Source organism: Ideonella oryzae (assembly GCF_024055665.1).
Lineage (GTDB): Bacteria > Pseudomonadota > Gammaproteobacteria > Burkholderiales > Burkholderiaceae_C > Ideonella > Ideonella oryzae.
In genome coordinates this window covers 54234-76649 of record NZ_JAMXMC010000003.1, presented here as the reverse complement: position 1 = coordinate 76649, position 22416 = coordinate 54234, and the positions used below count along the sequence as shown (strand labels likewise).

The 22416-nt window shown below is 69.8% G+C and carries 20 protein-coding genes; 5 read left to right on the top strand and 15 right to left on the bottom strand.

Annotated features, from left to right (window positions below; genetic code table 11):
- Positions 1 to 21: 21 nt before the first annotated feature.
- The 3 genes from M0L44_RS05405 (at position 22) to M0L44_RS05395 (ending at position 3241) form a co-directional block, all read left to right on the top strand.
- Positions 22 to 1452, top strand: coding sequence for an alpha/beta hydrolase family protein (locus M0L44_RS05405; protein ID WP_252768643.1), 1431 nt, complete (start codon positions 22 to 24; stop codon positions 1450 to 1452).
- Between the two features lie 25 nt (positions 1453 to 1477).
- On the top strand, positions 1478 to 2233 hold the full coding sequence (locus M0L44_RS05400; RefSeq protein WP_252768642.1) for an OmpW/AlkL family protein: 756 nt from the start codon (positions 1478 to 1480) through the stop codon (positions 2231 to 2233).
- 102 nt (positions 2234 to 2335) lie between these two features.
- Entirely contained in the window at positions 2336 to 3241 is a 906-nt protein-coding gene (locus M0L44_RS05395) for a GGDEF domain-containing protein (protein ID WP_252768641.1), read from the top strand.
- A gap of 8 nt (positions 3242 to 3249) precedes the next feature.
- On the opposite strand, the gene M0L44_RS05390 is transcribed toward M0L44_RS05395, so the two are convergent.
- From M0L44_RS05390 to gabT, 7 genes are all read right to left on the bottom strand, one after another.
- Entirely contained in the window at positions 3250 to 4728 is a 1479-nt protein-coding gene (locus tag M0L44_RS05390; protein ID WP_252768640.1) for an NAD-dependent succinate-semialdehyde dehydrogenase, read from the bottom strand.
- Positions 4729 to 4804: 76 nt separating this feature from the next.
- Entirely contained in the window at positions 4805 to 5758 is a 954-nt protein-coding gene (speB, locus tag M0L44_RS05385; RefSeq protein ID WP_252768639.1) for an agmatinase, read from the bottom strand.
- 7 nt (positions 5759 to 5765) lie between these two features.
- Positions 5766 to 6596 (bottom strand): ABC transporter permease, encoded by an 831-nt coding sequence (locus M0L44_RS05380; protein WP_252768638.1) that lies wholly within the window; start codon positions 6594 to 6596, stop codon positions 5766 to 5768.
- A 4-nt stretch (positions 6597 to 6600) separates the two neighbouring features.
- Entirely contained in the window at positions 6601 to 7863 is a 1263-nt protein-coding gene (locus M0L44_RS05375; RefSeq protein WP_252768637.1) for an ABC transporter permease, read from the bottom strand.
- 23 nt (positions 7864 to 7886) lie between these two features.
- Positions 7887 to 8918 carry an ABC transporter substrate-binding protein gene (locus M0L44_RS05370; RefSeq protein WP_252768636.1) on the bottom strand — a complete coding sequence of 344 codons (1032 nt, stop codon included), beginning with the start codon at positions 8916 to 8918 and terminating at the stop codon, positions 7887 to 7889.
- 94 nt (positions 8919 to 9012) lie between these two features.
- A complete protein-coding gene (locus M0L44_RS05365; RefSeq protein WP_252768635.1) occupies positions 9013 to 10095 on the bottom strand; it encodes an ABC transporter ATP-binding protein in 1083 nt (360 codons plus the stop codon).
- 123 nt (positions 10096 to 10218) lie between these two features.
- A complete protein-coding gene (gene gabT, locus M0L44_RS05360; RefSeq protein ID WP_252768634.1) occupies positions 10219 to 11529 on the bottom strand; it encodes a 4-aminobutyrate--2-oxoglutarate transaminase in 1311 nt (436 codons plus the stop codon).
- Between the two features lie 149 nt (positions 11530 to 11678).
- On the opposite strand from gabT, the gene M0L44_RS05355 reads away from it, so the two are divergent.
- Both M0L44_RS05355 and M0L44_RS05350 read left to right on the top strand, forming a co-directional pair.
- Entirely contained in the window at positions 11679 to 13082 is a 1404-nt protein-coding gene (locus M0L44_RS05355; protein WP_435526392.1) for an aminotransferase-like domain-containing protein, read from the top strand.
- 151 nt (positions 13083 to 13233) lie between these two features.
- A complete protein-coding gene (locus M0L44_RS05350; protein ID WP_252768632.1) occupies positions 13234 to 13482 on the top strand; it encodes a hypothetical protein in 249 nt (82 codons plus the stop codon).
- On the opposite strand, the gene M0L44_RS05345 is transcribed toward M0L44_RS05350, so the two are convergent.
- From M0L44_RS05345 to M0L44_RS05310, 8 genes are all read right to left on the bottom strand, one after another.
- Positions 13466 to 13957 (bottom strand): nucleoside 2-deoxyribosyltransferase, encoded by a 492-nt coding sequence (locus M0L44_RS05345; RefSeq protein WP_252768631.1) that lies wholly within the window; start codon positions 13955 to 13957, stop codon positions 13466 to 13468. The genes M0L44_RS05350 and M0L44_RS05345 overlap by 17 nt on opposite strands.
- Positions 13958 to 13991: 34 nt before the next feature.
- Entirely contained in the window at positions 13992 to 15119 is a 1128-nt protein-coding gene (locus M0L44_RS05340; RefSeq protein ID WP_252768630.1) for an AgmX/PglI C-terminal domain-containing protein, read from the bottom strand.
- The gene (locus tag M0L44_RS05335; protein ID WP_252768629.1) at positions 15116 to 15619 is read right to left on the bottom strand and encodes an ExbD/TolR family protein; all 504 of its coding nucleotides are present in this window, start codon (positions 15617 to 15619) and stop codon (positions 15116 to 15118) included. Before M0L44_RS05335 ends, M0L44_RS05340 begins: the two co-directional genes overlap by 4 nt.
- Before the next feature lies 1 nt (position 15620).
- A complete protein-coding gene (locus tag M0L44_RS05330) occupies positions 15621 to 16133 on the bottom strand; it encodes an ExbD/TolR family protein (RefSeq protein WP_252768628.1) in 513 nt (170 codons plus the stop codon).
- A gap of 25 nt (positions 16134 to 16158) precedes the next feature.
- Positions 16159 to 16809: a MotA/TolQ/ExbB proton channel family protein gene (locus M0L44_RS05325; protein ID WP_022979401.1), complete on the bottom strand. Its 651-nt coding sequence runs from the start codon at positions 16807 to 16809 to the stop codon at positions 16159 to 16161.
- 61 nt (positions 16810 to 16870) lie between these two features.
- Positions 16871 to 17179 carry a hypothetical protein gene (locus tag M0L44_RS05320; RefSeq protein ID WP_252768627.1) on the bottom strand — a complete coding sequence of 103 codons (309 nt, stop codon included), beginning with the start codon at positions 17177 to 17179 and terminating at the stop codon, positions 16871 to 16873.
- A complete protein-coding gene (locus M0L44_RS05315) occupies positions 17176 to 20370 on the bottom strand; it encodes a tetratricopeptide repeat protein (protein WP_252768626.1) in 3195 nt (1064 codons plus the stop codon). Before M0L44_RS05315 ends, M0L44_RS05320 begins: the two co-directional genes overlap by 4 nt.
- Positions 20354 to 22399 (bottom strand): hypothetical protein, encoded by a 2046-nt coding sequence (locus M0L44_RS05310; protein ID WP_252768625.1) that lies wholly within the window; start codon positions 22397 to 22399, stop codon positions 20354 to 20356. Before M0L44_RS05310 ends, M0L44_RS05315 begins: the two co-directional genes overlap by 17 nt.
- Positions 22400 to 22416: the final 17 nt, after the last annotated feature.

Genomic DNA, 22416 nt, shown 5'->3' with positions numbered 1-22416 from the left:
ATGAAATTGAAGGAGTCCTGGATGCGTTTCCTGCGCCCATTGTCTTTGCTGCCGCTGACTGCGGCACTTGTGTTGGCCGGTTGTGGTGGTGGCAGCGAGGATGCCCCGCCGGCTCGGGGGACCATCATGTCGGCGCTGGCGGATGCCCAGCTCAACCCCGACCAGACCTGGCCGATCCCCGCGGCCCAGATCGATGCTGGAACGTCCGCGTCTGGCGTGCAGGCCCTGACCGGCGCCGCCGCTTGCGATGTTCACCTCGCGCATGTGCTGTACATGACGCGTGACCCCAAGGGTGAGGCTGTGACCGCTTCCACCGCGGTGTTCGTGCCCTCCGGCACCAATGCTGCCTGCACGGGCTCTCGGCCCGTGGTGCTGTACGCCCATGGCACCACGACCGAGAAGGCCTTCAACATGGTCGATATCGCGAACAATGAAGAGGGTAGCCTGGTAGCCGCCATGTTCGCGGCGCAGGGCTACATCGTCGTCGCGCCGAATTACCTGGGCTACGACCTGTCCAGCCTGAGCTACCACCCTTACCTGAATGCCGAAGCGGAAGCCGTGGACATGGTGGACGGCCTGCGCGCGGCCAACAGCTACCTGAAGGCATCCGGTCTGGGGACGCCTTCGGCCAAGCTGTTCGTGACCGGTTACTCGGAAGGGGGTCATGTCGCCATGGCCACCCAGAAGGTGCTCGAGCGTGATTACGCCAGCGAGTTCACTGTGACGGCCGCGGCCCCGATGTCCGGCCCCTACAACCTGAGCCGCTTCGTCACGCAGATCCTGGCTAGCCCGGACTACTGCACCAGCCTGGGTTCCTCGGACCCCAACTGCGCGGTGAACGCCGGCGCCACGCTGTTCACCCCGCTGCTGTTGACCAGCTGGCAGAAGTCGTATGGCGATGTCTATGGCACGCCTGCGGATGCCTATCAGCCGGCTTATGCGGGCTTCATGGAAACGCTGCTGCCCAGCAGCAGTTCGGTGACCGATCTGATCATGGCGGGCAAGCTTCCCAATGACAGCACCTTCCGCAAGCTGTACGGCACGGGCGGCATGATCAACGACAGCTTCCGCACCGCTGCGCTGGCCAATCCGAACGCCGGCATGCTGGGCGCTGCGGCCACCAACAGCCTGCTGAACTGGACGCCCAAGGCCCCGATGGCCATGTGCTACAGCGCTGCGGATCCGACCGTGTTTGCCTACAACACGACCGATGCCCAGACCTACTTTGGCGGCAAGGGCGTGGCTGTGCCGGCGCTGGACCTGCGGGGCAACCCGGCTTCCATCGCCGGTACCCTGGGGACTGCGGCGGCCACCTTGGCCGGCGGCTTCCAGGCCACCTATCCGGCGGCATCCAGCGCGGTCGGCACACCGGGCACGGAGCAGGACCATGCCGACGCCGCACCGTTCTGCGCGGCCTTCGTCCGCGGCTACTTCGCGAACTTCGCCCAGTGATCGGCCTTCAGCAAGGATGTTTTTCATGAAGCACATCGATAAGAAAACCTCCCAAGCCCTGCGTCTGTTGGCGGTGGCCGCCACCCTGGGTCTGGCGGGCCTGACCGTCCATGCCGAAGAGGAATCCCCGCTCAAGGGCTGGAGCGTCTACATGGGCGGCGCTTACATCCACGTGAATGTGGCGCCCAACCACTTCTCCAATGCAGGCACGCCCCTCGACCAGGCTCAGGCCGCACATGGCACCACGGCCGGCCTGGCTGTCGATGACAAGGCCACCGTCGGTTTCGGCATCGTCTACCGCTTCAATCCGAAGTGGAGCGCCGAGTTGGCCCTGGGCATTCCGCCCGAGCACAGCGTGACCGGCACGGACGCCATCCAGTCCTTCGGTCAGGTGGCCCTGGTCAAGCAGGCACCGCCCACGGCCTTCCTGAACTACCACTTCGATGAAGTGCTGCCGGGCTTCTCACCCTTCGTGGGGCTGGGGGTGAACTACACCAAGTTCATCCGCACCCGCAGCACCCAAGCTGGCGACGCGGCAGCGGGTGGTCCCACCAAGATCAAGCTCTCGCCCTCCTGGGGTCTGGGGGGCCACGTGGGTGGCACCTACCAGATCGACGATCACTGGTCGGTGGTGGGCACGGTGGCCTATGTGGACGTGAAGAGCACGGTGACCAACACCACCGAGTCCAACACCGGCGATGGCCCGGTGACCGTGGTGCGCAAGGACAAGCTGAACTTCCGTCCGTTGACCTACACCCTGTCGGTCGGCTACGCCTTCTGACCGTTTGACCGGCCGTGCCGAGGGTGGGCCTGGCCCATCGTCGGCAGGCATGGTCACAGGGCGTGCCATGCGGCATCATGTCGGGACGACACGAAGAGCCCCATGAGCACGCCCTACCAAGTCCTTCTCCTCAGCCCGGGCTCGCCGGATCTGGCAACCTCCCCCTTCGGACCCTTCGTGCTGCACGCATGCCGCACGCTGGACGAGGCGAGCGAGGCGCTGCTGGCTCAAACCTACGACGCGGTGCTGCTGGACCTCCCGTCCCCGGGCGGTGCCGCGGCCCTGCTGGCCTGGCCAGGTCTGGCCCGTGCGGTGCTGGACAGCGCGGTGCTGGCGGTGCTGCAAGACCCCACGCCCGCCCATTGCCTGAAGCTGGTGCAGCGTGGCGTGCGCGACATCCTCTCGCCCGCCGACCTCCAACCCGAGTTGCTGGGACGCTGCCTGCGCCTGGCCATTGAGCGCAAGCAGCTGGATGACACCGCACGTCGGGCCTACAGCATCGACCTGTCCACCGGCCTGCCCAACCGCCAGCAACTGCAGGAGCACATGACGCACTTGCTGGCGCTGCGCGAGCGCGAACCGGCCGCCATGGCGCTCATCGCGCTGCAGTTGGAGGGCATGCCAGCCGTGGAAGCCTCTCTGGGCGCCGAAGCGGCCAATGTGTTGCGGCGCAAGCTGGCGGTGCGCCTGCGGGCGTCGCTGCGTGCCAGCGACGTGGTGGCCTCGCTGGGGGGCGACCTCTTTTGCGTGTTGCTGGCCTGGATCGATGCCCAGGAGGATGCTGAGCGGGTGGCCCGCAAGCTCCTGCAGACAGTCAGTCAGCCCTACCTGGTGGCGGGGCAGACCTTGCCCCTGTCTGCGCGCCTGGGGGTGGCGCAGTACCCGGCCCATGGAAAAGAGGCCCGGGCTCTGCTGAGCCGGGCCCTGGGGCAGGTCTCGGGCGACGGCATCAGCCGCCAGCTCCGGGGTGCGGCGGCCAACGACGAAGTGCCGTCGGCCGACGACTGATCAGCGCATCACTTCTGGATGTCGCCCAGGCAGAGGTACTTGACCTCCACATAGTCTTCCATGCCCTGGTGGGCGCCTTCGCGGCCCAGGCCGGACTGCTTGATGCCGCCAAACGGCACCTCGGCGGTGGAGATCAGGCCGGTGTTGATGCCCACCATGCCGTACTCCAGCGCCTCGCCCACACGGAAGATGCGGCCGATGTCGCGGCTGTAGAAGTAGCTGGCCAGACCGAATTCGGTCGCATTGGCCAGTTCCACCACCTCGGCCTCGTCCTTGAAGCGGAAGATCGGCGCCACCGGGCCGAAGGTCTCTTCCTTGGCGCACAGCATCTCGCCGGTCACATTGGCCAGCACGGTCGGGGTGTAGAAGCGGTCGCCCAGGCGCTCGCCACCGGCCACCAGCGTGGCCCCCTTGTCCAGCGCGTCGGCCACATGGCGTTCCACCTTGGCCACCGCGGCATCGTCGATCAACGGGCCCTGGGTCACACCGGCCTCGAAGCCACTGCCGGTCTTCATCGCGCGGGCCTTCTCGGCCAGCTTCTCGACGAAGGTGTCGTACACGGCTTCCTGCACATAGAAGCGGTTGGCGCAGACGCAGGTCTGGCCGGCGTTGCGGTACTTGCTGACCATCGCACCTTCGACCGCGCTGTCCAGGTCGGCGTCGTCGAACACGATGAAGGGCGCATTGCCGCCCAGTTCCAGCGAGACCTTCTTGACCGTCGAGGCGCACTGGGCTGCCAGGATGCGGCCGACCTCGGTCGAGCCGGTGAAGGACAGGTGGCGCACCACGTCGGAGCTGCACAGCACCTTGCCGATCTCGATCGAGTTGGCACCGTCGGCGGTCAGGATGTTCAGCACGCCCGCGGGCATGCCGGCACGCTGGGCCAGTTCGGCCACCGCCAGGGCGGACAGCGGGGTCTGCTCGGCCGGCTTGATCACCACCGGGCAGCCGGCCGCCAGGGCCGGGGCCACCTTGCGGGTGATCATCGCGATCGGGAAGTTCCAGGGCGTGATGGCCGCGCAGACGCCGATGGGCTGCTTGATGACCAGGTAGCGCTTGTTGTTGTCGGTGGTCGGGATGGTCTCGCCGTAGACGCGCTTGCCTTCCTCGGCAAACCATTCCAGGAAGCTGGCGCCATAGCCCACTTCGCCCTTGGCCTCGGCCAGCGGCTTGCCCTGCTCGGCGGTCATCAGCCGGGCCAGGTCATCGGCGTTGGCCTGCAGCAGCTGGAACCACTTCATCAGGATCGTGGCGCGCTCCTTGGCGGTCTTGGCGCGCCAGATCGGCCAGGCCTTGTTGGCGGCCACGATGGCGTGGTGGGCCGATTCCGGTCCGTGGTTGGCCACGTCGGCCAGCTTCTGCCCGGTGGCCGGGTCGGTGACCTCGAAGCGGCTGTTGGCGCCGACCCATTCGCCGTTGATCAGCGCGTCGGTCTTCAGCAGGCTGGGGTCCTTCAACAGGGCCAGCGGGGAGGTGGACGAATCCATGACAGTCTCCTGAACAGAGCTCCCGCAAACGCGGGAGCGGTTGAAACCACACTCTATCGCGGGGCGGACGCCCCCTTCAGCGGCAGGCCACGCCGGGCAGCACGCACAGCATCTCGTACAGCAGGTTGGCGCCCAGCAGGGCGGTGTTGCCGGTCGGGTCGTAGGGCGGGGCGACCTCGACCAGGTCGGCACCCACCAGATTCAGGCCGCGGCAGCCCCGGATGATCTCCAGCGCCTGCGGCACGCTCAGGCCGCCGATCTCCGGCGTGCCGGTGCCGCCGGCATAGGCCGGGTCGATGCCGTCGATGTCGAAACTGAGGTAGCAGGGGGCGTCGCCGATGGCCGCGCGCACGCGGGCCATCAGCGGCGCGAGCGACTGGTACCAGACCTCGTGCGCCGGCACCACGGTGAAGCCCTGTTGGCGCGGCCAGTCGAAGTCGTCGGCCGCGTAGCCGGTGCCCCGCAGGCCGATCTGCCAGACCTTGTCGCCCTGCAGCAGGCCTTCCTCCACCGCACGGCGAAAGGGTGTGCCATGGGCGATGCGCTCGCCGAACATGGTGTCGTTGACATCGGCATGGGCATCCACATGGACCAGGGCCACCGGGCCGTGGCGCTCGGCCACGGCGCGCAGGATGGGCAGGGCGATCGTGTGGTCGCCGCCCAGCGTCAGCGGCACGCAGCCGGCGGCCAGCACCGGGCGGTAGAAGCCGGTGATGAGCTCGACCGACTTCTCCAGCGAGTAGGTGTTGACCGGCACGTCGCCCAGGTCGGCCACCTGCAGGGTGTCGAAGGGTGCCGCGCCGGTGGCCATGTTGTAGGGCCGCAGCAGGGCCGATTCGGCACGGATCTGCCGCGGGCCCATGCGGGCGCCCGACCGGTTGGAGGTGCCAATGTCCAGCGGCACGCCGATGAAGGCGGCGTCCAGGCCCGCCGGGCTGTCCACCACCGGCAGACGCATCATGCTGGCCAGACCGCCAAAGCGCGGCATCGCGTTGCCACCCAGGGGCTGGTGAAGGACGCGGTCGCTCATGGGTGCTTCAGCGGCGGCGGCCCCGGATCCACTCCAGCACCAGCATCAGTGCGGTGGTGAAGAGGATCAGCAGCGTGGCCACTGCGGCAATCGTCGGGTTGATGTTCTCGCGGATGCCGGTGAACATCTGACGCGGCAGCGTCACCTGGTCCGGCCCGGCGATGAACAGCGTCACCACCACCTCGTCGAAGGACGTGGCAAAGGCGAACAGCGCGCCGGAGATGACGCCAGGCGCGATCACCGGCAGCGTCACGCGGAAGAAGGTCTGCACCGGGCCCGCGCCCAGGCTCAGCGAGGCACGCACCAGGTTGTGGTTGAAGCCCTGCAGCGTGGCCAGCACGGTGGTCACCACGAAGGGCGCTCCCAGGGCCGCGTGCACCACGATCAGACCGGTGTAGGTGTCGGCCAGGCCCAGGCGGGCGAAGAAGAGGTAGCAGGCCACGCCCACCACCACGATGGGCACCACCATCGGCGCGATCAGCACGCTCATCAGCAGGCCCTTGCCGGGGAAGTTCACCCGGGCCAGGCCCACGGCCGTCAGCGTGCCCAGCGTGGTCGCCAGCAGCGTGGCGGCCGGGGCGACGATGAAGGAGTTCTTCGTCGCGCGGCCCCATTCTTCCGAGGTGAAGAGGTTCTGGTACCACTGCAGCGACCAGCCCGGCATGGGGTAGGCCAGGAAGGAGCTGGCCGAGAAGGACAGCGGCATGATGACCAGGATGGGCAGCAGCAGGTACAGCAGCACGCCCAGGCTGAACAGGCGCAGCAGCCACCAGCCCGCCTTGTCGGCCGGCGTGGCATAGGCCGGGAACTGGGGGCGCAGGAAGGAGAAGAAGCTCATCGGATCACCCCAGGCTCAGTTCGGACTTCACCACACGGCGGTAGAGGCCGTAGAGCAGCAGCGTGGCCGCCAGCAGGATGGCGCCCAGGGCGCAGGCCATGCCCCAGTTGATGTCGACGTTGGTGTACTGGGCGATGTAGTAGCTCAGCATCTGATCATCGGCACCGCCCAGCAGGGCGGGCGTCACGTAGTAGCCGATGGACAGGATGAACACCAGCAGGCCGCCCGCGCCCACGCCAGGCCAGGTCTGAGGCACGTACACGCGGAAGAAGGCCGCCAGCGGCGAGCTGCCCAGCGACACCGCGGCGCGCAGGTAGGTGCCTGGCACCGACTTCATCACGCTGTACAGCGGCAGGATCATGAAGGGCAGCAGGATGTGCACCATGGCGATGATCACGCCGGTGCGGTTGAACAGCAGGGCCAGGGGCTCGTTGATCGCGCCGATGCCCATCAGCGCACTGTTGACCAGGCCCTCGCGCTGCAGCAGCACGATCCAGGCGGCCACGCGCACCAGGATGGAGGTCCAGAAGGGCACCAGCACCAGGATCATCAGCACATTGGCCTGGCGCGCCGTCAGCGTGGAGAGCCAGTAGGCCAGCGGGTAGCCCAGCAGCAGGCACCAGACGGTGACCACGGCGCTGATCTCGAAGGTGCGCAGCAGGATGCTGAAGAAGACGCGCTGGTCGGGTTCAACCCGCTCGATGCCGCCTTCGGGCTTGCGGTGCAGGTCCACCGAGGTCAGCAGGTAGTCGGGGGTCCAGCGCGAGGCGTTCTTCGCAATCGCCTGCCAGTAGGGCAGTTCGCCCCAGCGCGGGTCCAGGGCCAGCATGCGCTCCTTCACCGCGTCCGGCGCCAGGTGATCACCCAGCGGCAGGGCACGGTAGGTGCTCATGATCAGCGAGCGGGAGCCCGGCAGCTCGGTGTTCAGGCGGCGGGCCAGGGCGCCGGCGTCCGAGCCATCGCTGAGCTGGCCCAGGTCGTCGGCTAGGGCCGCGTAGGCGCTGGCCGGCGGCGTGCTGTGGCGGTCCCAGCCGGACAGGGCCTGGCTGGTGCGCGGCAGCACGTCGGCCACCTCGGGGTTCTCGATGGCGCGCACCAGCAGGGCCCCGATGGGCACGAGCAGGGTCACCAGCAGGAAGATCAGCAGTGGCAGGGTGAGCGCGATGGCCGTCATGCGGCGACGTCGCTCCGAGCGGGCCAGGGCGCGTGTCAACGCGTTCGAGCCCCCGGCGGACGCCGGGGCGGGGGTCGTGGCAGTGACGGTCATCGTGGACTCACCTCAGCACCGGTTTATTGCGCCGCCCAGGAGGCGAAGCGCTTCTCCAGGGCCTCGCCCTGGTCGGCCCAGAAGGCGATGTCGAACTTCAGCGAGTCCTTGGCGTTGGCCGGCGAGGTGGGCAGTTGGGCCAGCACCTTGGCGTCCAGCTTGGCCAGGGCCTTGTTGTTGGTCGGGCCGTAGGAGATGTGGCGGGCGTATTCGGCCTGGGCGTCCGGCGAGGCGGCCAGGGCGATGTACTTCATCGCCAGGTCCTTGTTGGGCGTGCCCTTGGGGATGACCCAGTAGTCCAGGTCGTAGATGCCGCCGGTCCAGGTGATCTTCAGGTTCTTGCCTTCGCGCTGGGCGGCGTCGATGCGGCCGTTGAAGGCCGTGGCCATGACCACGTCACCCGCGACCAGGAACTGCGGCGGCTGGGCACCGGCTTCCCACCACTGGATGTTCGCCTTGAGCTCGCTCATCTTCTTGAAGGCGCGATCGGCACCTTCCTTGGTCGCCAGCACCTTGTAGACGTCGGCGGGCTTCACGCCATCGGCCATCAGTGCGAATTCCAGGTTGTAGCGCGCCCCCTTGCGCATGGCGCGCTTGCCGGGGAACTTCTTGACGTCCCAGAAATCGGCCCAGGTCTTGGGCGCGGTCTTGAGCTTGTCGCCGTCATAGGCCATCACGGTGGACCACACGAAGGCGCCCACGGCGCACTCGCTCACCGCGGCGGGGTTGAAGTCAGCCTTGTTGCCGACCTTGCTCCAGTCCATCTTCTCGAACAGGCCTTCGTCGCAGCCGCGTGCGGCGTCCGGGCTCTCCACCTCGACCACGTCCCAGCTGACCTTCTTGGTTTCCACCATGGCCTTGATCTTGGCCTGCTCGCCGTTGTATTCGACCGAGACGATCTTCGTGCCCGTGGTCTTCTCGAAGGGCTCGACATAGGCCTTCTTCTGGGCCGCACCATTGGCGCCGCCAAAGTTCACCACGGTGAGCTGGCTTTCGGCCATGGCCGGCAGGGCGGCGAGGAGGGCGGCCGCAAGGGCCACAGAAGTCTTCAACATACGCATGTCTCCTGGCAGGAGGGTTGGGGAACTCAGGGAAGGTGGAGCGGAGAGTTCGCTTTTTTGTGTTTTTGTATTTTCTGGACCGGCGCGTTCAGGCGTAGACGCGCAGGTACGGCGTGGCAATGTGCAGCCACACCGCCTGGCCGGCCACCGGCTGCTCGCCACTGGACAGCGGCAGCTTGACGGTGGCCAGCGCCTGGCCTGCGATGGCGCATCGCAGGCGCAGGTGGTCACCGAAGTAGATGACATCGGTGATCGCGGCCTTGATCGTGTTGCCCTCGTTCTCCGGGGGCGTGAACCAGGCCTCGATGCGTTCGGGGCGGAGGGAAGCCACCACCGAGGTGCCCGGGGGCACGTGATTGACGTTGATGCCGCTCAGGCGCTCGCCCGAAGGCAGCACGATTTCGCAGGCATCGTGGTTGGCGCTGGCCGTGGTGGCGGTCAGCAGGGTGCTGTCACCCACGAAGCCGGCCACGAAGCGGTTGTTGGGCGTCTCGTACAGGCGCTCGACGGCGTCGATCTGCTGGATCTCGCCGTCGTTGAACACTGCCACGCGGTCGCTCATCGTCAGGGCCTCGCCCTGGTCGTGCGTGACGTAGACGAAGGTGATGCCGAGCTGGCGATGCAGTTCCTTGAGCTCGATCTGCATGTGCTCGCGCAGCTGCTTGTCCAGCGCGCCCAGGGGCTCGTCCATCAGCACCAGCTGGGGCTGGAAGACCAGGGCGCGGGCCAGGGCCACGCGCTGTTGCTGGCCCCCCGAGAGCTGGGCGGGGTAGCGGTCACCCTTGCCGCCGAGCTGCACCATGTCCAGGGCTTTGGCCACGCGCTGGGCGATCTCGGCCTTGGGCAGCTTGCGCACCGTCAGCGGATAGCCCACGTTGTCCGCCACCGTCAGGTGGGGGAACAGCGCGTAGTTCTGGAACACCATGCCGAAGTTGCGCTTGTGCGGCGGTGTCTTCGTGATGGGCGAGCCGTCCAGCAGGATCTCGCCGGCCGTCGGGGATTCAAACCCCGCCAGCATCATCAGCGTGGTGGTCTTGCCCGAGCCGGAGGGGCCCAGCAGCGACAGGAATTCGCCACGCTGGATCTCCAGATCGAGCGAACGGACCACCAGGCTCAGACCGTCGTAGGTCTTCTGAACACCGGTGAAGCGAACCAGGGGGGGCGAACTCATGGCGTGGGGGGCCCTCGGACAATGACTTTGTAGGCGTGGGCACCGCGCCGGGTGGCCGGTGCCAGGAAAGAGGCAGCCGGCCGGCGCTGCCTCCCGCAGCCCGCGCCGGCTTCAGGGCAGGCTTCAGGCCTGGCTGGCGGCCACCAGCGATTCTTCCAGCAGCTTCAGGCCTTCCTGCAGCAGGGCGTCCGAGGCGGTCAGCGGCACCAGCACGCGGATCACATTGGCATACACGCCGCAGGACAGCAGCACCAGGCCGCGCTCGATGGCTTCGGAGCAGACGCGCTTGGTCAGCTCGGCGTCGGGCTGGTGCGGGTCGCCGTTCTTGCACAGCTCGATGGCCAGCATGGCGCCCATGCCGCGCACGTCGGCGATGCACTTGTGGCGCTGGGCCATGGCCTTGAAGCCGGTGGTCAGCAGCTCGCCGATGGCCTTGGAGCGGTCCAGCAGCTTCTCTTCCTCGAACACGTCCAGCACGGCCAGCGCCGCGGCGCAGGCGATGGGGCTGCCGGCGTAGGTGCCGCCCAGGCCACCCGGCTGCGGCTTGTCCATGATCTCGGCCTTGCCGATGACCGCGGAGATGGGGAAGCCGCCGCCGATGGACTTGGCCATGGTGATCAGGTCCGGCGCCACCGGCCACTGCTCGCAGGCCAGCCAGGTGCCGGTGCGGCCGGCGCCGGCCTGCACTTCGTCGGCGATCATCACGATGCCGTGCTTGTCGCACAGCTCGCGCACCGCCTTCACGAACTCGGGCGGGGCCACGTAGAAGCCGCCTTCACCCTGCACCGGCTCCAGAATGATGGCCGCCACGCGCTCGGCCTCGACGTCGTACTTGAAGATGGCCTCGATCGAGGCGATGGCATCGGCCACGCTCACGCCATGCATGGCGTTGGGGTACTTGGCGTGGTAGATCTCGGCCGGGAACGGACCGAAGCCGGCCTTGTACGGGGCGACCTTGCCGGTCAGGCCCATGGTCAGCAGCGTGCGGCCATGGAAACCGCCGCCGAAGGCGATCACGGCCTGGCGCTTGGTGGCCGAGCGGGCGATCTTGATCGCGTTCTCGACGGCCTCGGCGCCGGTGGTCAGCAGGAAGGCCTTCTTGGCGAAGTGGCCCGGGGCCAGCGCCACCAGGCGCTCGCACAGTTCCACATAGGGCTCATAGGCCAGCACCTGGAAGCAGGTGTGGTGGACCTTGTCGAGCTGGGCCTTGACGGCGGCGATCACCTTGGGGTGCTGGTGGCCGGTGTTCAGCACGGCGATGCCGCCCGAGAAATCAACGTAGCGCTTGCCTTCCACGTCCCAGACTTCGGAGTTGACCGCACGGTCAACAAAGACGTTGTAGGTCTGTCCGACGCCGGTGGGCAGGATGGCGCGGCGGCGCGCGATCAGCTCGGCGTTGTTCTGGGAAGATGGCTTGGACGAGTCGCGGGGCATGGGGAGTCTCTCCTGATCGGGCGGCGGGCACGGTGTCGGCCGCTGAGCGCCGATTCTGGGAGCCATGGCGTCGGCGCTACCATGTACAGATCGCGGAAAAACACTTCTGCACTGTACAGGCCGATAAACCGGTACAGCGGCCGTCCATGTTGTTGCAGCTCAAGCCCTCATCCACCATTCCCCTCGTCACGCAGATCGTCGAAGGCGTGCGCGCCCTGATCGTCGAGGGGGGGCTGAGGGCGGGCACCAAGATGCCGTCCATCCGCCAGTTTGCCCAGGCGCACGGGGTGAGTGTGTTCACTGTCGTCGAAGCCTATGACCGTTTGGTGGCGATCGGCCTGCTGGTGTCGCGTCCGCACACCGGCTTCTTTGTGCGCCAGCGCCACGACCGGGACGAGGACAGCAGTCTGGTCGCCAGCGTGGCAGGGGCGGATTTCGATGCCAAGTGGTATTTGAGCCGTATTTTCGAGCACCGCCACCTGAGCATGAAGGTCGGCTGCGGCTGGCTGCCCGGGGACTGGCTGTTCGAGGAGGGGCTGCGCAAGGCGCTGCGGGCCATGGCGGCCGAAGAGGGCGAGCTGGGCGGCTATGGCGACCCCAAGGGCTTCCGTCCGCTGCGCCAGCTCATCGGCGAATCGATGGCCGAGCGCCAGGTGCAGGTGCGCCCCGAGCATGTGCTGCTGACCCAGGGCTCCAGCCAGGGCCTGGACCTGGCGCTGCGGCGCCTGGTGCGCGCGGGCGACCCGGTGCTGGTGGACGACCCGGGCTACTCCAACCTGCTGTTCTCGCTGCGCTACCAGGGTGCGCGGCTGCTGGGCGTGCCGCGCACGCCGCGTGGCTACGACCTGGTCACGCTGGAGCGCCTGATCGTCGAGCACAAGCCCAAGGTCTTCTTCACCCAGCCGCGGCTGCACAGCCCCACCGGCTCGGTCGCGCCGCTGGCCCACCTGCACCGGGTGCTGCAGCTGGCCGAGGCCCACGAGCTCACCATCGTCGAGAACGACATCTACGCCGACCTGGACCCGGAGCCCCGTCCCTCGCTGGCCAGCCTGGACGAGCTGCATCGCGTCATCACCATCGGCAGCTACTCCAAGACCATCTCGCCGAACCTGCGGGTGGGCTACCTGATGGCCCATCCGGACATGGTGGAGGACCTGGCCCAGCTGAAGATGGTCTCCGGCCTCACCAGCTCGGAGCTGAGCGAGCGGCTGACCCTTGGCGCCCTGACCGAAGGGCGCTGGCGCAAGCACCTCAAGAGCCTGCGCGAGCGCCTGGCCGCCGCCCACGAGCACACCGGCAACCGCCTGACGGCCCTGGGCTTCGAGCTGTTCGCCGAGCCGAAGGCGGGGATGTTCCTGTGGGCCCGCCACCCGGCCCTGGCCGACACCGTGGCCCTGTCCAACCTGGCCGCCGAGCGGGACATCATGCTGGGCCCGGGCCACCTGTTCAGCTGCGACCTGGCCCCCAGCCCCTGGCTGCGCTTCAACGTGGCCTTCAGCCAGGAGCCCGCGCTGTACGACTTCCTCCAGCAGGCCCTGCACAATGCGCCCTGAACGCGCACCCTGAACGGTGCAGCGTCTACACCAAAAGACGCAGTGGCGCCAGCCGCTGGTGCAATGTCCCGCATAGCCGAGCACTGCATTCAGCGCGAAGTTTGCGCAAGATCACGCACGCCACCACTTCCTTTCTGACAGGAGAGCCACCATGCGTGAACAAGTCTTGCAGCAAGTCCGGTCCGACGTCGCCACCCTGCTGGCGCAACCCACCGAGGCGCTGGATGCCGATCAGCTCCTCGGCCTGATCCAGCAGAACATCGCCCAGGAACACCAGGCCCGGGCCCAGGCCGCCGGCGGCGCCTGCACGCTCACCCTCAACGGCCTGCTCAATGCCGAGATGAGCCTGCGCACCGGGGTGTTCGGCCAGAAGCGGCCGGAGATCAAGGCCGATTTCTGAACCTGCGGCTCAGGGCCTGCAGCGCGGCCTGCGCATCGCCTACCACCAGGTGGGCGGTGCAGGCCAGCATCAGGTTGCGCGGCAGCCCGAAATCCTCGACCGTGAGCCCGTCGGCATCCAGGGCGCCGCCCAGCTGCTCCCGCAGCGTGCGGCCATCGTCCAGATAGCCCACCACCGGCTTGCCCAGCGCCACCGCAAAGCCCACCTCGAAGGCGGTGCCCGAGTCGGGCTCCGCCCCGCGGAAGTTGTTCAGGTTGGCCAGCACCGCATCCGCGCGCCGGATCAAGGCCAGGTTGGCCTCGCAGATCCAGCGCGCCGCCGTCAGGCCCTGCAGGCCCTCGGGCAGGGCGTTGTCCAGCGGGTACAGGCCCTGCCAGCCCTGGGCGGCGCAGCAGGCCTTCAGGCCTTCGCCCTGGGCCACCGCATCCGGGCGGAAGACATCGAAGCCGGCGAGGTAGACGGTGGGGGCGTGCATGCCGGCATTGTCCGCGCTGCCGGCCTGCAGCCCGTCAGGAGGGCAGGAAGTCCAATGGCCACTTGACCACCATCTCGTCCACATCCTTGGCGCCGAAGTCGAACTGGCGGATGCGGGCGAGCAGCTTCTGCTCCAGCTCGGGCGTCTTCAGCTCGCTGGACACCAGGGTGCAGCCGGTGACCTGACCGGACGGGGCGATGCGCAGCTCCACCACCACCTTGCCTTGCAGCGAAGGGTCCTCGCGCAGGGCGCGGTTGTAGATGGCGTAGATGGCGCCCTTGTTGCGCTCGAAGACCAGGCGGATCTCTTCCAGCGAGCGGGCGGCCTTGCCGCTGTGGCCGCGCTGCACGGTTCCCCCGGCGCCCGTGCCGTTGCCTCCCGTGCCCGTGCCCCCGGCGCCATTCCCGCCGGTGCCACCCTTGCCGCCGCCACCGCCGGGGCCACCGCCACCACCGGCCACCCCCGCCACCAGCGTGGTGGATCGGCCGGCCAGGCCGCCGCCGCCGGTGTCCTTGCTCAGGCCCGCGGTGTTGATGCCGCCGCTGCCGCCGGTGGCGGTCGAGGTGATGAGCGCCCGGTCGGGCAGGCCGGGCTGGGTGCCGGCCCCCACGCCCACGCCCTTGTTCGTGCCCACACCGGGGCCGGGTGTCACTTCCTTGAGCTGCACCGCCGCGGGCGCGCCCTGCAGCGCGGCCAACTGGTCCTTCATGGCCAGCAGGCCGACGCCCGAGGCGCGGCGGCGGGCCTCACCAATCTCGCCCGGCGGCTTGCCTTCGACCGGCTGGCGCGCTTCGGGCACCGGGGCGGCGTTCTTCTTGCCGGCGGGCGCTGGTGCCGGGCGGGCGGTCTCTTTCGGCGGCGTGGCCTCCGGGGTCTCCTTGACCGGCTCCTTGCGGGCCTGCTCGGCCGGCGTGGGTGCCAGCGGCTTGGGCGGGGGCGCAGCGGCCTTGTCCTTGTCCAGCAGCAGCTGGGCCATCGGTGCGGGCAGGGCCTGGGCCTCGTCCGGCTGTCGCTCGGGCAGGGTCACGAAGTGCGTGACCAGCCCCAGCAGAAGGCACAGCACGGCCACCTGGACGAAGATGCGGCGAAAGCGCGTCTCGTCGTCCGGGGCATTGGCCCAGGCCAGCACCGGCTGGCGAAAGCTCACGGCAGCGGCGCTCATGTCTTCTCCACCTTCTGGCGCACGGCAAAGCGCACGTCGCTGAAGCCGGCCTGGGCACAGCTGGTCATCACCTTGCGCAGCAGCTGGTAGGGAATGCTCTGGTCACCCATGATGGTGACGACCTGGCTGAGCGGGGCGTTCTCGGCCCGCACCGCGCGGCGGGTCGCCTGCTGCTGTTGCAGGGCCGCGGTCAGCGGGGCGATCAGGTCGGTGGGGGCGGCCTGCACGTCGGCCACGCGGGCCACGGTCTTTCCGTCCACGATGATCTCCTCGGGGCTGACCACCACCACCAGGGTGTCCTGGGGCGCCACCTCGGCGGTGGATTCGGGCAGGCGCACGCTCTTCGTGCTGGGCAGGATGTCCACCTCGGACGAGTTGGACAGCAGGAAGAAGATGAGGATGGTGAACACGTCGATCAGGGACACCAGGTTCATGTCCAGATCGGTGTGGTTGCGGGCTTTGCGGGCGGCCCGCTTCTGCAGGGGCGTGAGGGTGGGCACGTCAGCCTCCGTGGGCCGCGGCGGGGGTGCCGCGCGGCGCGTCGCCGATGGAGAGGGCCGGGAACAGCTCGGCCTTGACGACCTGGCCGTCCTCGCGGGCGGTGCGGCCCTCGCGGGTGGCGTCCATCACCTTGACCAGCAGTTCATAGGGCGTGTCGGGCTGGGCCAGGATGGTGGCGTCCTTCTGTTCGGGGTACTTGGCCTTGACCTGCATGACCAGCGCGTTGAGCGCCTTCAGGTCGGGGCCCTGGGCCGTGTGCGGGATGTGCTGGATCAGCCCACCCACGCGGTCGCCCACGTCCAGGGCGTCCGGGCGGATGACCACCTCGAGCTGCAGGTGGTCGACCTTGAGCTGCTCCACCCCGGCGGATTTCGCCGGCAGCGACAGCTCCAGCACCGCCAGCCGGGTGAACACCGCGGTGGACAGCAGGAAGGGCACGAGCACCACGATCAGGTTGATGAAGGCCGTGACCTCCAGCGCCGCCGGTGTCTTGCGCAGGCGTCGGACTCGCATGGTTGCGCTTTCTCGGGCCGGCGGCTCAGCGGCTGCCGGCTTCGGGGGCCAGGCGCTGCACCAGGTTCAGGAAGCTGATCTTGGCGGCTTCCAGGCCGTCGACGATCTCGCCGGTGCGGGCCTGCAGGAAGGCGTGGATCAGCAGGAAGGGGATGGCCACGCCCAGCGCGAAGGCGGTGTTGTTCATGGCGATGGAGATGGAGCCCGACAGCAGCTCGGCCTTCTCGGCCGGGTTCACCTGGGCCACCGCCGTGAAGGCCTTGATCAGGCCCGAGATGGTGCCCAGCAGGCCCACCAGCGTGATGACGTTGGCGAAGGTGGCGATGTAGTGGGTGCGCTTCTCCAGGCGCGGCACGATCTCCATCATGCCTTCCTCCATCGAGGCGTCGATGTCCTCGCGCTTGCGCGAGCTCTGCAGGCGCTGCAGGCCGTTGCTCACCAGCTTGCCCAGCGCTGCGTCGCTCTTGCTGGCCACGCTGTAGACCTCTTTCCACTGGGCCTGCTGCAGCATGGGTTGCACTTGGGCCCACAGGGCGCTGTTCTCGCGCCGGGCGCGGCGCAGGAAGATGAAGCGCTCGATCGCGATGCTCAGCCCGATGGCCATGATGGTCAGGCTGGGGATGATGAACAGGCCGCAGTCCTGGAAGAACTTGACGATGGATTCAAAGGTGGTCATGGCGGGGAACTCCGGGGGCGCGATGCGTGGGGAAAGGGTCGAAGAGGAAACGGGGACGGGTTCAGGGCGCGGGGGCCGAGGCGGCGGTGGCCGCAGCCGTGAAGCGCTCGTTGCGACGGAAGACCTCGCGGTCGATCGGCGAGAGCACCTCGTCGAGCACGCTGGCCGGGGGCTTGCCGGCCAGCGGATCGGTCAGTGGCTTCTTCCAGGGCACGAAGTACAGGACCTTGGGCAGCTCACGGTTGCCGATGATCTTGCTGGGCGCCACCTCGGCCTGGTCCTGGGCCCGGGCGGCGCCGGGAACGGTCAGCGCCAGGGGCAGCAGCCAACCGAGGCCGAGGGCCAGCGTGAGTGAGGGATGCGAGGTCATGGGGTAGTCTCCTTGGCGGGCGCGGAGGCAGCGTTCGGGGCGGCTTCCGGAGCGGCGGGCTTGGGCAGGCGGCGCTGCACCTCGGTGATCCATTTGCCGACCTGGGCGTCGGCGCCCAGGCCCTGTGCGGCGGCCAGCGTCTGGTACTGCTGGTACCAGCGCAGGGCCTCTTCGGGCGAGCCCAGGTAGAGGTCGTTGAGCACGCCCAGGTTCAGGGCCGCGGCGGCGCAGGCGGCGTCGGTTTTCAGGGCCTGGGCCCAGGCCTGCCCCGCGGCCACGAAGTTGCCGTCCTGCCGGGCGGCCAGGCCCTGGCGGGTCAGGGCCGCGCCAGCCCCGCAGGGCGCCTCGCGCTCGGCCTTGGCCCAGCGGGCCGGGCGCAGCGTGCGCAGGGCGTCGAAGCTCTGGCGCACCCAGCGGTCGTACAGGCCCTGCGGCGCCCGGGCGGCGTTGGCCTCGTGCAGGCCGATGGCCTTTTCCTCGAAGGGATAGGCCTGCTCCTCCAGCATCACGTCGTACTGCTCGCGCTCGAGCTTGCTGAGCTTGCGCGGGCGCTCGGAGTCCATCAGCGCGCGGCCGAAGTCCTGGTACAGCGCGGCGGTGCGGAAGGTGGCGGCGGTGACCGCTTCGGCCGTGCCGTAGTCGGCCACGCGGCCATAGGCCTGCAGGGCCGTTTCCAGCCGGGCCTTCTTGCTGGCCAGGCTCTTTTGCAGCGGCTCCTTGAGCGCCACGGCGCGGAAGGCCTCGCCATCCTCGTCCGCCAGGGCCAGCGCGGCCTGGGCCGCCAGGCTGCGGCTGCGCTCGGTGCGGGCGGTGCCGCCCGCCGCCTCGGCCTGCACCAGGGTGCGCTGCCATTGGCGTTCGCGCGGGGTCTGTCCGTCCGCATGGGCCAGCAACACCAGGTGGTTCAGGGCCTCGATGGCCTCGGGCAGGGGCTGCGGGTGGGCGCGCCAGTAGGCCTCCCAGCTGCGGGCGGCCTCGGCGCGGGCACGGGGTGCGGCGCCAGGGGCGGCCTGGGCCTGGTCGTACCACTGGGCGGCTTGCCAGCGGGCGGCCCGGGCGCGCTCGGGGTCCGTCTCGCTCTGCGCGATGCGCTCGGCCTCGGCCGCGGCGGCGGCCCAGCGGCCCTGCTCGCTGTAGGCCAGGGCCAGCTTGGGCGGCACCTGGGCCTGCAGCGCCTCGCGCGGGAAGCGCTGGCGGAAGTCCTCCAGCAGCTGGCTGGCACCGGCCCAGTCCTTCAGCGCCAGGCGCTGGGTGGCGGCGTCGAACTGCGCGGCCACCCGGGCGCTGGCCTCGGGGGTCTCGGTGGTGACGCGGCCGAACAGCTCGGCGGCGCGCCGGGTGTCGCCGGCCGTGCGGGCCTGCTCGCCCTGCTTGTAGAGCGAGGCGGCCAGGCGTTCGGTCAGGTCGCGCCGGCTGGCGTCGGCGGCCGGGGTCAGGGCCAGGGCCTCGCGGGTGTAGCGCTCGGCTTCGTCGAAGGCGCCGGCCTCGAAGCGGGTGTGGGCCAGCACGTTCAGCGCCGTGCGGCGCTGGGCCTCGGGGGCGGCGGGCTGGCGTTGCAGCAGGGCCAGCGCGGCGGCATTGGCACCGGCGGCGTCGCCCAGGCGGTACAGCGTCTCGGCGGCGTGGGCCTGCACGGCCGGGGCGCGGCTGTCGGCGGGGAAGGCCTGGGCAAAGCGCAGCTCGCTGGCCACCTGGTCCCGCTCCAGCGCCGGGCGGCTCGCCTGCGGGGCGGCCTTCACCAGCTCGGCGCGGGCCAGCACGGCGGCGTAGCCGGCCTCGGTGCGCCGGGCGGGGGCACTGCGGGCCATGCCTTCCTGTGCCGGGTAGGCCGTCTGTTCGTAGGCCAGGGCGGCCTCGTCGAAGCGGCGCGCCTCGAACAGCAGCTCGGCCATCAGGAAGCGGTTCTCGGCCGCTTCCGGGTGGTCCGGGAAGTCGGTCAGCAGGGTGCGGTACCACTGCACGGCCTGGGCCACGTCGGCGGGGGCGTGGCTTTGCTGCGCCTGGGCGTGGGCCTGGCGGGCCAGTTCGGCCAGGTGCTCGCGCACCTGGGGCTGGGCGTCCTGCCAGGCTTCGGGGTTGACCTGGCGGTAGGCCCCCTGGGCGCCGTAGCGGGTCACGAAGTCCACCTTGACCTGCTGGGCCTGCTGGGCAAAGCCGGCCTGGGCGTAGATGCCGATCACCTCGTCCTGCAGGGCGGGCGCCTGGGCGTCCTCCGGCCGCAGCCGGGTGAAGGCCAGCAGGGTGTCGGCCGCGTCCTTGGGGCGGTCCTGCTGCAGGTAGAGCGCCGCCAACCGCCGGTACAGGCGCACCTGGTAGTGCTGGCGGGCCGGGCTGGCGGTGACCGGCGGGATGCTGGCCGCGCCCTGCAGGTTCTCCAGCGTCAGGCTGACGACGCGGAAGCTGTCGTCCAGCAGTTCGCGGTCGGCCCGGCTCAGGCTGTCGAGTTGTTCCAGCGGCACGGCCGGGTCCTGGTCGGCCAGCTTGCCGTCGAGCACCCGCAGAAAGGCCTCGAGCGCGCCGTCGAGCTGGCCCTGCTTGAAGCGCGACCAGCCCTGCATGTAGAGCGCCCGGTCGTGGAAGACGGTGGGCTCGGCACGCGCCAGCACGGCGCTGTAGGCCTGCTCGGCCGCCGGGTACTGGCGGGCGGTGAACAGCAGCTCGCCGCGCCGGAACTGGGCTTCGTCCAGATAACGGGTGGTCGGGTAGCTGGCCACCAGGCGGTCCAGCGTGGCCAGCGCGGCCTCGGGTTCGCCATCCAGTTCGTGGGCCCGGGCGAGCTGGTAGAGCACGCGGTCGTTGTCCGGGGCCTGGGGGTAGGACTTCAGGTAGGCCTGGTAGCTGGCGATGGCTTCGCGGTGGCTGGCCTGTGGCGCCGAGGCGCCGGTGTCGGCGGCCAGCGCGCTGTCGCTGCGGTCCATCTCCAGGTCGCCCAGTCGGCGCAGGGCCTGGGCGCGCTGGCGGGGATCGGGCTGCGCCGCCAGCAGGGCGCGCCAGGCGGCCAGGGCCTGGTCCTCGGTGCTGCGCAGCTTCCCGGTCTGGATGGCCGGGGGCGTGCGCTCGGCCAGGGTGCGCAGGGTGGGCTCGTCGTCACCCGCCGGGCGGGACGACCACAGGCTGCAGCCGCCCAGCCAGGCCACCGAGACGGCAGCCGCCAGGACAGTCAGGTGGCGGGGCTCAGGGCGTCGGGGCATGCTCGGGTTCCGTCGATGCGTCACGGCCGCGGTCCAGCAACTGGGCCAGGGCGTAGCGGGCCTGCTGGGCGTAGCCGGCCAGGCGTTCCTGCTGTTGCCGCAGGCCGTCCTGGGCCAGCCGGCTCAGGGCTTGAGCCTGCTGGGTGCTGGCCGTGGCCAGCGGGGCCTGCAGGGCCTGGATGCGGCGGGACAGTTCGTCGATGCGCTGCTGGAACTGCACGAAGCGCTGGGCCTCGTCGCGCGCGGCCTGGTCCAGGGCCTGGCGGGCGGCCTGGGCCTGTTGCAGCCCCTGGGCGCTGTCCCCCAGGGCCTTGCGGGCGGCCCAGCGGCGTTCCGGGTAGGCCTGGCTCAGGTCCCAGGCCAGCAGGCCCTGCAGGATGCGCAGGCGCTCGGCGGCGTCCTGCAGTGTGGCGGTGGGCACGTCCTGGCCGGCGGGCGCGGCCTGCAGCCGGGCCAGGGTGTCGCGGGCGCGGTCGGCACGCTGCAGCAAGGCGCGCTGGGCCGGGTCGGCAAAGGCGCGGCCATCGGCGTCCGCCTCGGCCTGGGCCAGTTCGCCGTCGAGCTGCTGCTGGCGCGGCAGCAGCGCGGCCGAGTCCAGTTGCTGGCGCTGGCTGGCCACGTCGGGCAGGCGCTCCTGGAAGGCCTTGCGGCGTTCATCCAGCATGGTGCGGTAGACGGCCAGGGTCTCCTGCCAGGCGGCCAGGTTGTCCTGCAGGAAGCGCAGGTCGCGCCAGGTCTTGAAGCTCTCCTGGAAGGCGTGGCCGGCCAGGGCCGGGGCCAGCAGACGCAGGTGCGGCAGGTGGGGCACGTCCTCGGCGTCGCGGAACCAGGCCATCTCCACGCCCGGGTTGCGGGCCAGCAGCTCGTCCAGCCAGGCCGGGTCCTCCAGCGCGGCGATGGCCTCGCCCAGGCGCTGGTCCTCGTCCTGGTAGCTGCCCAGGGCCGACTGGTAGCCGTCGCGGGCCTGGGTGTCAGCCCCCAGCTCGGCCAGGGCGTAGGACACCGCCAGGCGGGCCTCCTGCACGGCAGGCTGGGACGGGTCGCGCTGGGCCAGTTCGGTCCACGAGACGAGCGCCAGCTTGGGCTGCTTCAGGCCCAGGGCGGCCCAGCCGTAGCCCAGCAGGGCCTTGTCCGAGCTGGGGCCCTTCAGGCGGATGCGTTCCAGGTACTGGCGGGCCTGCTCGGGCGCCTCGCGCTGCAGGGCGGCGTAGCCCAGGGCCAGGTTGGCCTGGTCGCGCAGGGCACGCTGCTCCTCGTTGGCCGCGGGCATCTGGCCCAGCGCGTCCAGCCAGCGGGTGCCGCCGGTCGCGTCGCCCTGGCGGATCAGGGCGATGCCCAGGTTGTAGCGGGCGAACAGCCGGGCGTCGGCATCGTTGGCGGCCAGCGGGTCCGGGCCGCTGAAGGGGGCCAGCACCAGAGATTTGAGGCGGGCCAGCAGGCCCGGGCGCGGCGGCGGGTTGTCCTCGTCCACCGGCGCGGGCGCTGGCGGGCGGGGTTGATCGGCGCTGGCCAGCGGGGTCAGGGCCTCGGCCGCCAGGGCGGGTTGGGCCAGGGCCAGCTTGACCTGGGCCTGCAGCAGGCGCCGGTCGTCGTCGAGTGCGCCGGGCAGTTCGCCCTGGATATGGGCCAGGGCGGCATCGGCGGCCTGCGGCTCACCCCGGGTGTAGCGCACCCGGGCCAGGTAGTACCAGGCGCGGTTGCGCACTTCGGGCGTGGCGCCGTGGTCGATCAGGCGCTCGAAGACCTGGCCGGCCTCGCGGTGCATGCCGTAGGACAGCAGCAGGCCGCCGCGCAGCACCTCGGCCTCGTCGGCGTGCACGCCCAGGCGGTCGAACTGCTGCGAGACCATCAGCGAGGTGAGCGCGGTGAAGGTCTGATCCTGGTGGAAGTGGAACAGCACTTCGCCATAGTGCGGGGCCCGCACCACGTGTTCGGGCTCGGGCGGGTCGGAGGCGGCGCGGGCGGGCCCGGCCAGCATCCATCCCGCGATCAGCAGGGGCGCGAGCAGGGGCAGCGGGCGCCGGGACAAGGCGGAACTCGGACGCG

Bases quoted from the DNA above. Each gene is read 5' to 3' on its own strand.
- M0L44_RS05405 (WP_252768643.1), top strand. From the start codon at position 22: ATGCGTTTCCTGCGCCCATTGTCTTTGCTGCCGCTGACTGCGGCACTT.
- M0L44_RS05400 (WP_252768642.1), top strand. From the start codon at position 1,478: ATGAAGCACATCGATAAGAAAACCTCCCAAGCCCTGCGTCTGTTGGCG.
- M0L44_RS05395 (WP_252768641.1), top strand. From the start codon at position 2,336: ATGAGCACGCCCTACCAAGTCCTTCTCCTCAGCCCGGGCTCGCCGGAT.
- M0L44_RS05390 (WP_252768640.1), bottom strand. From the start codon at position 4,728: ATGGATTCGTCCACCTCCCCGCTGGCCCTGTTGAAGGACCCCAGCCTG.
- speB (WP_252768639.1), bottom strand. From the start codon at position 5,758: ATGAGCGACCGCGTCCTTCACCAGCCCCTGGGTGGCAACGCGATGCCG.
- M0L44_RS05380 (WP_252768638.1), bottom strand. From the start codon at position 6,596: ATGAGCTTCTTCTCCTTCCTGCGCCCCCAGTTCCCGGCCTATGCCACG.
- M0L44_RS05375 (WP_252768637.1), bottom strand. From the start codon at position 7,863: ATGACCGTCACTGCCACGACCCCCGCCCCGGCGTCCGCCGGGGGCTCG.
- M0L44_RS05370 (WP_252768636.1), bottom strand. From the start codon at position 8,918: ATGTTGAAGACTTCTGTGGCCCTTGCGGCCGCCCTCCTCGCCGCCCTG.
- M0L44_RS05365 (WP_252768635.1), bottom strand. From the start codon at position 10,095: ATGAGTTCGCCCCCCCTGGTTCGCTTCACCGGTGTTCAGAAGACCTAC.
- gabT (WP_252768634.1), bottom strand. From the start codon at position 11,529: ATGCCCCGCGACTCGTCCAAGCCATCTTCCCAGAACAACGCCGAGCTG.
- M0L44_RS05350 (WP_252768632.1), top strand. From the start codon at position 13,234: ATGCGTGAACAAGTCTTGCAGCAAGTCCGGTCCGACGTCGCCACCCTG.
- M0L44_RS05345 (WP_252768631.1), bottom strand. From the start codon at position 13,957: ATGCACGCCCCCACCGTCTACCTCGCCGGCTTCGATGTCTTCCGCCCG.
- M0L44_RS05340 (WP_252768630.1), bottom strand. From the start codon at position 15,119: ATGAGCGCCGCTGCCGTGAGCTTTCGCCAGCCGGTGCTGGCCTGGGCC.
- M0L44_RS05330 (WP_252768628.1), bottom strand. From the start codon at position 16,133: ATGCGAGTCCGACGCCTGCGCAAGACACCGGCGGCGCTGGAGGTCACG.
- M0L44_RS05325 (WP_022979401.1), bottom strand. From the start codon at position 16,809: ATGACCACCTTTGAATCCATCGTCAAGTTCTTCCAGGACTGCGGCCTG.
- M0L44_RS05320 (WP_252768627.1), bottom strand. From the start codon at position 17,179: ATGACCTCGCATCCCTCACTCACGCTGGCCCTCGGCCTCGGTTGGCTG.
- M0L44_RS05315 (WP_252768626.1), bottom strand. From the start codon at position 20,370: ATGCCCCGACGCCCTGAGCCCCGCCACCTGACTGTCCTGGCGGCTGCC.